Genomic DNA, 12,903 nt, shown 5'->3' with positions numbered 1-12,903 from the left:
CATGAAAGCAACGCTTGCAGCCGTCCTGTTCACCGTCACAGCCGCCTCGGCCATGGCCCAGGGCGCCGGCGTCTCGCCGGTGGGCCTGTGGCGCAACGTCGACGACAAGACCGGCGAGGTCAAGGCCGAGATCCGCATCGGCGAGGCCAATGGCGCGCTGCTCGGACGCATCGAGAAGTCGTTGAAGAAGGACACCAAGCCTGACGCGGTCTGCGACGAATGCAGCGACGACCGCAAGGGCAAGCCCATCGCGGGCCTGGAGATCATCCGCGGCGGCAAGAAGGCCGAGGGCAAGGACGTCTGGGAAGGCGGAAAGATCCTCGACCCCGAGAACGGCAAGGAATACCGCGCGAGCTTCACGCCCGTCGATGGCGGCAAGAAGCTCGAAGTGCGCGGCTATCTCGGCCCCTTCTGGCGCACCCAAACCTGGAACCGCGTGCAGTAAGCGGCACACGGCTCCCCACAACTCATACCAATCAACATGTCCCGATTTCAAGTGAAGAAGGTCGCCGTGCTCGGCGCCGGCGTGATGGGCGCGCAGATTGCGGCCCACCTCGTCAACGTGCGCGTGCCTGTCGTGCTGTTCGACCTGGCCGCGAAAGACGCGACCGGAGCTGTCGCTCAAGGTGCAGCGAAGAACGGCATCGTCACGCGCGCCATCGACAACCTCAAGAAGCTCAAGCCCGCGCCGCTCGGCGACGTGGCCGACGCGGGCCTGATCGAGCAGGCCAACTACGAAGACGACCTCGCCAAGCTCGGCGAGTGCGACCTCGTCATCGAAGCCATTGCCGAGCGCATGGACTGGAAGCTCGATCTGTACAAGAAGATCGCGCCGCATGTCGCCAAGCATTCGATCCTGGCCTCGAACACTTCGGGTCTTTCGATCACCAAGCTCAGCGAGGCATTGCCCGAAGCGCTGAAGCCGCGCTTCTGCGGCATTCACTTCTTCAACCCGCCGCGCTACATGTTCCTGGTGGAGCTGATCAACACGCCCACCACGCAGCCGCAGGTGCTCGACGACCTCGAAGCCTTCGTCACCAGCACGCTCGGCAAGGGCGTGGTGCGCGCGCACGACACGCCCAACTTCATCGCCAACCGCGTCGGCATCGCCGGCATGCTGGCCACGCTGAAGGAAGTCGAGAAGTTCGGCCTCACGCCCGACGTGGTGGACGACCTCACCGGCAAGAAGCTGGGTCGCGCGAGCTCGGGCACCTTCCGCACCGCCGACGTGGTGGGCCTCGACACGATGGCCCACGTCGTGAAGACGCTGCAGGACAACCTCAACGCCGAGACCGATCCGTTCTACGCCAACTTCGCGACGCCGCCTGTGCTCGCCAAGCTGCTCGAGCTGGGCAACCTGGGCCAGAAGACCAAGGCCGGCTTCTTCAAGAAGGCCGGCCGCGACATCCTGCGCTTCGACCTGAAGAGCGGCGAGTACGTGCCCGCCGGCGCCAAGGCCGACGAGGTGTACGGCCGCATGCTCAAGAAGCCCGCGGGCGAGCGCCTGAAGCTGCTGCGCGAGAGTGAAGGACCGCAGGGCCAGTTCCTCTGGGCCATCCTGCGCGACGGCTTCCACTACGCCGCCGTGCACCTGGGCGACATCGCCGAGAGCGCGCGCGACATCGACTTCGCCATGCGCTGGGGCTTCGGCATGAAGCAGGGCCCCTTCGAGCTCTGGCAGGAGGCCGGCTGGGCGCAGGTCGCCAAGTGGGTGCAGGAAGACATCGACGCCGGCAAGGCGCTGAGCACTGCACCGCTGCCCAAGTGGGTGTTCGAAGGCCCAGTGGCCGAGGCCGGCGGCGTGCACGCGCCCGAAGGCTCTTGGAGCGCGTCGCAGAACAAGTTCGTGCCGCAGCGCCGCCTGCCGGTGCATGACCGCCAGCTCTTCCCCGAGAGCGTGCTCGGCGCGAACGCAGCCGATGCCAACACGGCCGGCACCACCATCAGCGACGAAGGCGACGTGCGCGTGTGGACGCTCGACGGTGAAGTGCTCATCGCCAGCATCCATTCGAAGATGCACGCCATCAGCCCCGACGTGGCCGAGGCGCTGGGCGCCGCGGTCGACCTGGCCGAGGCCGAATACAAGGGCCTGGTGATCTGGTCGCCCGACGAGGTGTTCTCGGTCGGCGCCGACCTGCAGGCGATGCTGCCGGCCTTCGTGGTCGCGGGCATCGGCGCGGTCGAAGGCGCGGAAGAAGAGCTGCAGAACGTGATGCTCAAGATCCGCTACGCCAACGTGCCGGTGATCTCCGCCGTGCGCGGCATGGCGCTGGGCGGCGGCTGCGAGCTGGCGATTCATTCGGCCAAGCGCGTTGCCGCGATGGAAAGCTACATCGGCCTGGTCGAAGTGGGCGTGGGCCTGATCCCCGGCGCGGGCGGCCTGACCTACATCGCGCGCCGCGCGGCCGAGAACGCATCGGCCTCGACGGGCACCGATCTGCTGCCCTTCCTCACCGAAGGTTTCACCGCTGCTGCGATGGCCAAGGTGGGCACCGGCGCGCTCGACTCGAAGAAGCTGGGCTACCTGCTCGACAGCGACGTGATCGTGCCGAACAAGGACGAGTTGCTGTACGTGGCGCTGCAGCAGGCCAAGGCCATGGCTGACGCCGGCTACCGCCCGCCGCTGCGCCGCACGTTCCGCGTCGCGGGCCGCAGCGGTGCCGCGACCATCAAGGGCCAGTTGGTGAACATGCGCGACGGCGGCTTCATCAGCGCGCACGACTTCCACATCGCCAGCCTGATCGCCAACGTGGTCACCGGCGGCGACGTGGACGCGGGCTCGCTCGTGACCGAGGAATACCTGATGACGCTGGAACGCAAGGCGTTCTGCTCGCTCATCGTGCATCCCAAGACGCAGGAGCGGATCATGGGGATGCTGAGCACCGGCAAGCCAGTAAGAAACTAACCCCCAGTCTTCGCGCACTTCGTGTCGCTACGCCAACCCCCTTGCAGGGGGCAACACCTGCGGCCCGGCAAAGCCGGTTCCGCGGTGTTTCCCGAACAGAGAAAGCCCCTCAGGAGCTATCCATGAAACAGATTCAAGACGCCTACATCGTCTCCGCCACCCGCACCCCCATCGGCAAGTCGCATCGCGGCTATTTCCGCAACTACCGTCCCGACGACCTGCTGGCCACCACGCTGCGCGCTGCGCTGGCTGCCGTGCCGAGCCTCGATCCGAAGGCCATCGAAGACATCATCTGCGGCTGCGCGATTCCCGAATCGCAGCAGGGCCTGAACGTCGCGCGCATCGGCGCGGTGCTGGCCGGCCTGCCGACCAGCGTCGGCGGCATCACCGTCAACCGCTTCTGCGCATCGGGCCTGTCGGCCGTGCAGATGGCGGCGGACCGCATCCGCGTCGGCGAGGCCGACGTGATGATCGCGGCCGGCGTCGAGAGCATGAGCATGGTGCCGATGATGGGCAACTCGCCGTCGCTGTCGCCCTCGATCTTCGAGCGCGAAGGCGACGTGGGCATCGCCTACGGCATGGGCCTCACGGCCGAGAAGGTCGCGCAGCAGTGGAAGGTGAGCCGCCAGGCCCAGGACGAGTTCGCGCTCGCCTCGCACCAGAAGGCGCTGGCCGCGCAGCAGGCCGGCAAGTTCGCCGACGAGATCACGCCGATCGAGGTGACCGACCGCACGCCGAACCTCGAGACCGGCGAAGCCATCGCCAAGACCCGCACCGTCAACCTCGACGAGGGCGCGCGCCCCGACACCAGCCTCGAAGGCCTGGCCAAGCTGCGCACCGTGTTCGCCGCGCGTGGCACCGTGACGGCCGGCAACAGCTCGCAGACCTCGGACGGCGCCGGCGCGCTGATCCTGGCGAGCGAAAAGGCCGTGAAGCAGTTCGGCCTCACGCCGCTCGCGCGCTTCGTGAGCTTCGCCAGCAAGGGCGTGCCGCCGCACATCATGGGCATCGGCCCGATCGAGGCCATTCCCGCCGCGCTGCGCTATGCCGGCCTGAAGCACGAGGACATCGACTGGTTCGAACTGAACGAAGCCTTCGCCGCGCAGTCGCTGGCCGTCATCAACACGCTGGGCCTCGATCCGTCGAAGGTCAACCCGATGGGCGGCGCGATCGCGCTGGGCCATCCGCTGGGTGCAACCGGCGCCATCCGTTCGGCCACTGTGGTGCATGCGCTGCGCCGCGAGAACCTGAAGTACGGCATGGTCACGATGTGCGTGGGCATGGGCCAGGGCGCAGCCGGCATCTTCGAACGGGTCTGATCCGTAGCGCGCAAGGCACCGCGACGAGTGCCGGCACAAAGAAGGAGACAGCTTCATGCAGACGCAGCAGCAGCTTCCGGTCGACGGCGGCGCACAGCAACTGGCGGTGCGCCGCTACGAACCCGCCGGCACGCCTCGCGCGAGCGTGGTGATCGGCGGCGCGATGGGCGTGCGCCAGTCCTTCTATGAGCCTTTCGCGCAATGGCTCTCGCAGCAGGGCCTGCGCGTCTGGACCTTCGACTACCGGGGCTCGGGCGACTCGCGCGGCAGCGTGCCGCTGCGCGAGGTCGATGCCGACCTGTTCGACTGGGCCTGCGACTACGAAGCGGTGATCGACGCGGCCAAGGCCGCATCGCCCGATGCACCGCTCTATCTGCTGGGCCACAGCCTTGGCGCGCAGTTGCCGGGCTTCCTGCAGCGACCGGAGCAGGTCGACGGCCTCGTGAGCATCGCGGCGGGCAGCGGCTACTGGCGCGAGAACGCGCCGAAGCTCAAGCGCACCATCCTCTACTTCTGGTTCGTGCTGGTGCCGCTGGTCACGCGGCTGTTCGGCTATTTCCCGGGCCGCAAGCTGAAGAAGGTCGGCGACCTGCCGCGCGGCGTGATCCTGCAGTGGCGGCGCTGGTGTCTCAACCCGCGCTACAGCGTGGGCGCCGAGGGCGAGCTCGCATCGCAGAGCTACAACCGCGTGCGCTTCCCCGTGCTCGCGTTGTCGATGACCGACGACGAGCTCATGACGCTCGCCGGCACCAAGAGCCTCGTGAGCCTCTACGGCGGCGCGCCGAGCGCTGTCGAGCGCATCGCGCCGGCCGACGTGCAGGCGCGGCGCATCGGCCACTTCGGCTTCTTCCGCGAGCAGTTCAGCCAGAGCCTGTGGCCCAGCACGGTCGACAAGCTGCACAGGCTCGCATCGCTTACTGCGGTGCAGCACGCCAACGTCCCGCACACGACTGCGTGACGCCGGTCACCGGAGGCACACTGCCGATCATGAGCACGCAGCAGCACCCCTTCGACAAGGCCCTGAAGATCCACCACAGCGACATTCGCGTGGGGCACTTCACGGGCACGACCAGCCCCGACTACTGGAACATGGTCGGACCCTTCGGCGGCACCACCGCGGCGCTTGCGCTGCAGGCCGTGATGCAGCACCCCGACGTGCTCGGGACGCCCATCGCGCTCACGGTCAACTACGCGGCGGCGCTCGAAGCCGGCGCGTTCGACATCCAGGCTACTGCCGTGCGCACCAATCGCTCGACGCAGCACTGGACGGTGCAGATCACGCAGGCCGGCGCCGGCGGCGCGCCCAGCATGACGACCACCGCCACGGTGGTGACTGCCGCGCGTCGCGAGACCTGGGGCGAGAGCGACATGCCGATGCCCGAGTCGCCGAGGCCCGAGACGGTCGATCGCATGAGCATCGGCCCGTCGGGCGTGGCGTGGATCAACCAGTACGAGATGCGTCCCTTCAGCGGCGGCATTCCATCGAAGTGGGACGCCAGCCTGCATCACAGCGAGACCCGCATCTGGCTGCGCGATGCGCAACCGAGGCCGCTCGACTTCGCCTCGCTGGCCGCGATGAGCGACATGTTCTATCCGCGCGTGTGGCTGCGCCGCGCGAAGCATGTGCCCGCTGGCACGGTGTCGATCACGACCTACTTCCATGCCGGGCCGGAACAGCTCGCCGAGGTCGGCACCGGCTACCTGCTGGGCCGCGCGGCGGGGCAGCAGTTCTTCAACGGCTTCTTCGACCAGACGGCGCATCTGTGGAGCGAGAAGGGCGTGCTGCTGGCTACCTCGAACCAGATCGTCTACTACAAGGAATGAACATGGCTGCCCTGCAGAAAGCCGCACTCATCGTCGGCGCCGGCGACGCCACCGGCGGTGCCATCGCCCGCCGCTTCGCGCGCGAAGGCTTCGCCACCTGCGTCACGCGGCGCAGCCTCGACAAGCTGCAGCCGCTGGTTGCGCAGATCGAGGCCGACGGCGGCCGCGCCCATGCCTTCGCGTGCGACGCGCGCAAGGAAGAAGAGGTGATCGCGCTCGTCGAGCAGATCGAATCGACCATCGGGCCCATCGAGGTGATGGTGTTCAACATCGGCGCCAACGTGCCCGAAAGCATCCTCAACGAGACCGCGCGCAAGTACTTCAAGGTGTGGGAGATGGCCTGCTTCTCGGGCTTCCTGAATGGGCGCGAAGTGGCGAAGCGCATGGTGGCGCGCGAGATTCCGCAAGGCGGCCATCGCGGCACGATCATCTTCACCGGCGCGACGGCCTCGCTGCGCGGCGCGGCGAACTTCGGCGCCTTCTCGGGCGCGAAGATGGCATTGCGTGCGCTGGCGCAATCGATGGCGCGCGAACTGGGGCCGCAGGGCATCCACGTTGCGCATGTGGTGGTCGACGGCGCCATCGACACCGAGTTCATTCGCAGCAACTTTCCCGAGCGCTATGCGCTGAAGGAAAACGACGGAATCCTGAACCCCGACCACATCGCCGACACCTACTGGATGCTGCATTCGCAGCCGCGCGACGCCTGGACGCACGAGATCGACCTGCGTCCGTGGTCCGAGAAGTTCTGAAGAATTCCGCGAAGGAGACAACACCCATGACGAAATCCGTCGACTTCTATTTCGACTTCGGCAGCCCCGCCGCCTACCTGGCCGCGACGCAGCTGCCGCACATCTGCGCCGACACCGGCGCGAAGCTGGTGTGGAAGCCCATGCTGCTCGGCGGCGTGTTCCAGGCCACGGGCAACCACTCGCCGGCCGAGATCAAGCCCAAGGGCCCGTACATGACGACGGACCTCAAGCGCTTCGCGAAGCGCTACGGCGTGCCCTTTGCGCACAACCCGCACTTTCCGATCAACACGCTGTTGCTGATGCGCGGCGCCACCGGCATCCAGGCGCAGGAGCCGGCGCGCTTCGGCGCGTATGTCGATGCGATCTTCCATGCGATGTGGGTCGAGCCGAAGAACCTCAACGACCCGGCGACCGTCGGCGCCGTCCTGCAGAATGCCGGCTTCGACGCGAGCGCGCTGCTCGCGCTGGCCGGTGCGCAGGAAACCAAGGACCGGCTCAAGGCCGTCACGCAGGAAGCCGTGGAGCGCGGCGTGTTCGGCGCGCCCACCATGTTCGTTGGCGACGAAATGTTCTGGGGCCAGGACCGGCTCGATTTCGTACGCGAAGCACTTGTCGCCGCCTGACCGCGGCACCAACCGTTCTCTTCAAGGATCTTTTATGAGCGACATCCTCGTCCACACCGAAGCCGGTGTGATGACCATCACCTTCAACCGCGTCGACAAGAAGAACTCGATCACCAGCAGCATGTACGCCGAGCTGGCCGATGCGCTGGCCACCGCGGAGAGCGAAGCAGCCGTGCGCTGCGTGCTGATCCAGGGCGACCCGACGATCTTCAGCGCGGGCAACGACATCGGCGACTTCCTCAACGGCCCGCCGTCCACGGAGCAATCGCCGGTGTTCCGCTTCCTGCGCGGCATCGCGACCTTTCCGAAGCCCATCGTCGCGGCGGTGTGCGGCCCGGCCGTGGGCATCGGCACCACGATGCTGTTCCACTGCGACCTCGTCTACGCGGGCGACAACGCCGCCTTCTCGATGCCTTTCGTGAACCTGGGCCTGTGCCCCGAGGCCGCGTCGAGCCTGCTGGTGCCGCAGATGCTGGGCTACCACCGCGCGGCCGAGGCGCTGCTGCTGGGCGAGCCCTTCATGGCCGAGGCCGCGCTCGAAGTGGGCCTGGTCAACCGCGTGGTGCCGCCGACCGAAGCCAATGCCATCGCGCAGACGCAGGCCCGCAAGCTCGCCGCCAAGCCGCTGAGCGCGCTGGTCGAGACCAAGCGCCTGCTGAAGAAGGGCCAGATGCCCGCCGTGCTGGAGCGTATGGGCGAGGAGGGCGCGAGCTTCGGGCGCATGCTGCGCGAGCCGGCGGCGCGCGAGGCTTTCGGCGCTTTCATGGAGAAGAGGAAGCCCGACTTCTCGAAGGTCTGATGCGTGTTTCGGGGCCTGCGCGCGTACACTGGCCGACGTGCAAGTTCCAGAGACAAGAACGCTCGCAACGCCCGGCCAGCGGGCAATCAATGCTACTGAAAAAGTAGCAAATCGACTGTCGCGCCGGCGTACTTTAGGTTTGCTGGCGGGCGCCCTGGCGGCGCCTTCGCTGGCCTTGGCGCGCGTGCGCCCGTTGCGCATCGGCGTCATCGGTTCGTGGTCCGGCCCCTATGCGGGCGGCGGCCGGCAGTTCGACGCCGGCATGGCTGTCTGGCTGGCGGCGCACAAACAGCAGATCGCGGGCCGGCCGGTCGAGCTGCTGCGGCGCGACGTGCCCGGCAGCGCGCCGGAGCAGGCACGCCGACAAGCGCAGGACCTCGTGGAGAGCGAGCGCGTCGAGCTGCTTGCGGGTCTCGATTTCAGTTCCAACGCCTACGCCGTGGGCAACGTCGCCACGCAGGCCCGGCTGCCGCTGGTGGTGATGAACGCGGCCTCCTCGGGCATCACGGCGCGCTGCCCGTTCGCGGTGCGGGTGTCCTTCACCATTGGCCAGGTCACGCTGCCGCTGGCGCGATGGGCGCTGCAGCAGGGGCTGCGCAACGTCTGCACCGTGGTGGCCGACTACGCCTCGGGTGTCGATGCCGAGAGCGCCTTCGTCTCGGGCATCACCGCGGGCGGCGGGCAGGTCGGCGCGATGCTGCGGGTGCCGCTGTCGACGCTGGACTACTCGGCCTACATGCTGCGGCTGCGCGAACTCAAGCCGCAGGCGGTGTTCTTCTTCCTGCCCTCGGGGCAGATGCCGGCCACCTTCCTCAAGTTCTGGCGCGACCGCGGCATGGCCGACACCGGCATCCGCCTGCTGGCCACGGGCGACGCCACCGACGACCACTACCTCGAGGGCATCGGCGAGCTGGCTGACGGCCTCGTCACCAGCCATCACTACTCCTTCGCCCACGAATCGCCGGCCAACCGGCGCTTCACGGGCATCTTCGAGACGGAGTACGGCAGCCATCTGCGGCCGGGCTACTTCGCTGTGGCGGCCCACGACGCGCTCGAGGCCGTCGATGCCGCCATGACCTCGCCCGCCGCGCGAGGCAACGCGAGCGGGGAGCGGCTGGTGGATGCGTTTCGCGGCCTGAAGCTCGACAGCCCGCGAGGCCCGGTCGAGATCGACGCCCACACCCGCGACATCGTGCAGACCGTGTACATCCGCCGCGTGGAGCGGCGCGACGGGCGCTGGGTCAACCGCGAGTTCGAGCGCTTCGAGCGCGTGCGCGACCCTGGCGTCTGAGAGGGGGCGTCTTCACTGGAAACACCGCGGAACCGGCTTTGCCGGGCCGCTGGTGTTGCCCCCTGCAAGGGGGTTGGCGAAGCGACACGAAGTGCGCGAAGCCTGGGGGTTTACTTTTGGATAGGGCGCGGGCGACCGTTGTCGTCGATGGCCACGTAGGTGAAGGTGGCCTGCGTCACCTTGATGTACTCGCCCTGCGCCCGGAAGCGTTCGGCGAACACCTCGACTGTCACCGTGACCGAGGTGCGCCCGATGCGCACCAGCTTCGAATAGAACGACAGGATGTCGCCCAGCCGCACCGGCTGCTTGAAGATGAACTCGTTGACCGCCACCGTGGCCTGGCGGCCCTTGGCATAGCGCGCCGGGATCACCGAGCCGGCCAGGTCGCACTGCGCCATGACCCAGCCGCCGAAGATGTCGCCGTTGGCGTTGCAGTCCGCTGGCATCGGAATGACCTTGAGCACCAGCTCCATGTCGGTGGGCAGGCTCTTGAGGGTGGCAGCGGCGGCGGCACTGGAAGTATCTGACATGGGCACAATCTGGAACAAACAAGCAACCACGATTGTCCTCCATGCGCCGCAGCGGCGAAGCCCTTCCTTCCCCCCATACGGCCGGCGGCCATCCGCCGGCGCCCGCCGATCGCACCGACTGGGCGACCCTGCGCCGCCTGTTCCCCTACCTCTGGCAGTACAAGTGGCGGGTGGCCGCGGCGCTGGCCTTCATGGTGGGCGCCAAGGTGGCCAACGTCGGCGTGCCGGTGCTGCTGAAGAACCTGGTCGACACCATGACGCCCAAGCCCGACATGGCGCAGGCGCTGCTCATCGTGCCCATCGGGCTGCTGCTGGCCTACGGTCTGCTGCGCTTCTCGACCTCACTGTTCAGCGAGCTGCGCGAGCTGATCTTCGCCAAGGCCACCGAGGGCACGGCCCGGCAGATCGCGCTGGAGGTGTTCCGCCACCTGCATTCGCTGAGCCTGCGTTTCCACCTGGAGCGCCAGACCGGCGGCATGACGCGCGACATCGAGCGCGGCACGCGCGGCGTGCACTCGCTCATTTCGATGTCGCTCTACAGCATCGTGCCGACCATCATCGAGCTGGTGCTGGTGCTCGCGATCCTGGGCGTGAAGTTCGATTCGCTGTTCGTCTGGATCACGATGGCGGCGCTGGTGCTGTACATCACCTTCACCGTGACGGTGACCGAGTGGCGCACGCAGTTCCGCAAGACCATGAACGAGCTCGATTCGGTGGCGCAGAGCCGCGCGGTCGATTCGCTGCTGAACTACGAAACCGTCAAGTACTTCAACAACGAGGACTTCGAGGCCGGCCGCTACGACGCCAGCCTCGACCGCTACCGCAAGGCCGCCATCAAGAGCCAGCGCACGCTGAGCATGCTCAACACCGGGCAGCAGGCGCTGATCGCCATCAGCCTGGTGCTGATGCTGTGGCGCGCCACCTCGGGCGTGGTCAACGGGCACATGACGCTGGGCGACCTGGTGATGGTCAACGCCTTCATGATCCAGCTCTACATTCCGCTGAACTTCCTGGGCGTGATCTACCGCGAGATCAAGCAGAGCCTGACCGACCTCGACAAGATGTTCGTGCTGATGGAGAAGGAGCGCGAGGTGCGCGACGCGCCCGACGCGCAGCCGCTGGCCGGCGCCGACGCCACCGTGCGCTTCGAGGACGTGAGCTTTGCCTACGAGCCTGCGCGGCCCATCCTCAAGCACGTGAGCTTCGAGATTCCGGCCGGCAAGACGGTGGCGGTGGTCGGACCCTCCGGCTCGGGCAAGTCGACGCTCGCGCGGCTGTTGTACCGCTTCTACGATGTGCAGCAGGGCCGCATCACCATCGGCGGCGAGGACATCCGCGAGGTGACGCAGTCGAGCGTGCGTCATGCCATCGGCATCGTTCCGCAGGATACGGTGCTGTTCAACGACACGGTCGAATACAACATCGCCTACGGCCGCCCCGGCGCCACGCGCGACGAAGTGGAGGCGGCCGCTCGCGCCGCGCGCATCCACGACTTCATCGCCGCCACGCCCAAGGGCTACGAAACGACGGTGGGCGAGCGCGGCCTGAAGCTCTCGGGCGGCGAGAAGCAGCGCGTGGCCATCGCCCGCACGCTGCTGAAGAACCCACCCATCGTGATCTTCGATGAGGCCACTTCGGCGCTCGACTCGGCCAACGAGCGGGCCATCCAGTCGGAGCTCAAGAGCGCAGCGCAGGACAAGACCACGCTGGTCATCGCGCACCGGCTGTCGACGGTGGTCGACGCGCACGAGATCCTGGTGCTTGAAAGCGGCGTGATCGTCGAGCGCGGTACGCATGCCGAGCTGCTGGCGAAGCAGGGCCGCTACGCCCAGATGTGGGCTTTGCAGAAGAGCGAAGCAGCGCCGCTGATGTAGCGCGATCATCCCGTTCTTTCTTTTTCATCGATCCCAGGAGTTCAGACGTGTCGACCAAGATTCCCCTGCTGGTGCTCAACAGCCTCTCGAGCGCCCACCAGGCCCAGATTGCCGAGGTCTACGACCTGACCTACGCCTTCGGCCCCGCCGAGCGCGCGGCCGCCATCGCCGGCCACGGCAAGAAATTCCGCGCGGTGCTGACCATCGGTGTCATCGGCATCACGCCCGAGGAAATCGCGGCCATGCCTGCGGTGGAACTGATCTGCTGCCTGGGCGCCGGCTACGAAGGCGTGCCACTCGAGGTGACGCGTGCGCGCGGCATCGCGACTGCCAACGGCGCCGGCACCAACGACGACTGCGTGGCCGACCACGCCTTCGGTCTGCTGATCGGCATCGTGCGCGAGTTCCGCAAGCTCGACCGGCTGTGCCGCGAAGGCGTGTGGCGCGAAGCCATTCCGCAGCCGCCGAACGTGTCGGGCAAGAAGCTGGGCATCCTGGGGATGGGCACCATCGGGCAGAAGATCGCGAAGCGCGCCGCGGCATTCGACATGGAGGTCGGCTATCACAACCGCAAGCCGAAGGAAGGCGTGGCGCAGCGCTATTTCGACGACCTGAGGTCGCTGGCCGCATGGGCCGACTTCCTCGTGCTGGCCGCCCCGGGCGGTCCGGCGACGAAGCATCTGGTCAATGCCGAAGTGCTCGACGCGCTGGGCCCGCAGGGCTACCTCGTGAGCATCGGCCGCGGCAGCGTGGTCGACACCGAGGCGCTGGCGGCGGCGCTGCGTGAGAACCGCATCGCCGGCGCCGGCCTCGATGTGTACGAGAGCGAGCCGAAGCGGCCCGAGCAGCTGATCGGCCTCGACAACGTGCTGCTGACGCCGCACATGGCCGGCTGGTCGCCCGAGGCGACGCAGAAGTCGGTGGACCACTTCCTCGCGAATGCCGAAGGGCACTTCGCGGGGCGGGGTGTCGTCACGCCGATCTGA

Annotated in this window: 12 protein-coding genes; 11 read left to right on the top strand and 1 reads right to left on the bottom strand. The window is 67.5% G+C overall.

Translation table 11 applies throughout. The features are described from left to right. The first annotated feature begins 1 nt into the window (after position 1). From EJO71_RS09815 to EJO71_RS09775, 9 genes are all read left to right on the top strand, one after another. On the top strand, positions 2 to 445 hold the full coding sequence (locus tag EJO71_RS09815; protein WP_125948186.1) for a DUF2147 domain-containing protein: 444 nt from the start codon (positions 2 to 4) through the stop codon (positions 443 to 445). A 36-nt stretch (positions 446 to 481) separates the two neighbouring features. After that, positions 482 to 2,905, top strand: a complete 2,424-nt coding sequence (locus tag EJO71_RS09810) for a 3-hydroxyacyl-CoA dehydrogenase/enoyl-CoA hydratase family protein (protein ID WP_125948187.1) — start codon at positions 482 to 484, stop codon at positions 2,903 to 2,905. Positions 2,906 to 3,027: 122 nt separating this feature from the next. Further along, positions 3,028 to 4,224, top strand: a complete 1,197-nt coding sequence (locus EJO71_RS09805; RefSeq protein WP_125948188.1) for an acetyl-CoA C-acyltransferase — start codon at positions 3,028 to 3,030, stop codon at positions 4,222 to 4,224. Between the two features lie 55 nt (positions 4,225 to 4,279). Then, complete coding sequence (locus EJO71_RS09800; RefSeq protein ID WP_125948189.1) at positions 4,280 to 5,182, top strand: alpha/beta fold hydrolase; 903 nt, start codon at positions 4,280 to 4,282, stop codon at positions 5,180 to 5,182. Positions 5,183 to 5,211: 29 nt separating this feature from the next. Then, positions 5,212 to 6,048, top strand: a complete 837-nt coding sequence (locus tag EJO71_RS09795; RefSeq protein ID WP_125948190.1) for a thioesterase family protein — start codon at positions 5,212 to 5,214, stop codon at positions 6,046 to 6,048. A gap of 2 nt (positions 6,049 to 6,050) precedes the next feature. After that, positions 6,051 to 6,800: an SDR family oxidoreductase gene (locus EJO71_RS09790; protein WP_125948191.1), complete on the top strand. Its 750-nt coding sequence runs from the start codon at positions 6,051 to 6,053 to the stop codon at positions 6,798 to 6,800. 26 nt (positions 6,801 to 6,826) lie between these two features. Then, positions 6,827 to 7,423 carry a 2-hydroxychromene-2-carboxylate isomerase gene (locus EJO71_RS09785; protein ID WP_125948192.1) on the top strand — a complete coding sequence of 199 codons (597 nt, stop codon included), beginning with the start codon at positions 6,827 to 6,829 and terminating at the stop codon, positions 7,421 to 7,423. 34 nt (positions 7,424 to 7,457) lie between these two features. After that, positions 7,458 to 8,222 (top strand): enoyl-CoA hydratase, encoded by a 765-nt coding sequence (locus EJO71_RS09780; RefSeq protein ID WP_125948193.1) that lies wholly within the window; start codon positions 7,458 to 7,460, stop codon positions 8,220 to 8,222. 139 nt (positions 8,223 to 8,361) lie between these two features. Beyond that, on the top strand, positions 8,362 to 9,513 hold the full coding sequence (locus EJO71_RS09775) for an ABC transporter substrate-binding protein (RefSeq protein WP_240651317.1): 1,152 nt from the start codon (positions 8,362 to 8,364) through the stop codon (positions 9,511 to 9,513). A gap of 110 nt (positions 9,514 to 9,623) precedes the next feature. Here EJO71_RS09775 and EJO71_RS09765 read toward each other — a convergent pair whose 3' ends face one another. Continuing rightward, the gene (locus tag EJO71_RS09765; protein ID WP_125948194.1) at positions 9,624 to 10,043 is read right to left on the bottom strand and encodes an acyl-CoA thioesterase; all 420 of its coding nucleotides are present in this window, start codon (positions 10,041 to 10,043) and stop codon (positions 9,624 to 9,626) included. A 41-nt stretch (positions 10,044 to 10,084) separates the two neighbouring features. Between EJO71_RS09765 and EJO71_RS09760 the strand changes: the two genes are divergently transcribed. Then, the gene (locus tag EJO71_RS09760) at positions 10,085 to 11,917 is read left to right on the top strand and encodes an ABC transporter ATP-binding protein/permease (RefSeq protein ID WP_125948630.1); all 1,833 of its coding nucleotides are present in this window, start codon (positions 10,085 to 10,087) and stop codon (positions 11,915 to 11,917) included. A 47-nt stretch (positions 11,918 to 11,964) separates the two neighbouring features. Further along, a complete protein-coding gene (locus EJO71_RS09755; RefSeq protein WP_125948195.1) occupies positions 11,965 to 12,903 on the top strand; it encodes a 2-hydroxyacid dehydrogenase in 939 nt (312 codons plus the stop codon).

The sequence above is a fragment of the Variovorax sp. 679 genome (assembly GCF_003952185.1).
Taxonomy (GTDB): domain Bacteria; phylum Pseudomonadota; class Gammaproteobacteria; order Burkholderiales; family Burkholderiaceae_C; genus Variovorax.
Note: the sequence above shows the minus strand (reverse complement) of the source record. Positions and strands in the feature narration are given on the sequence as shown.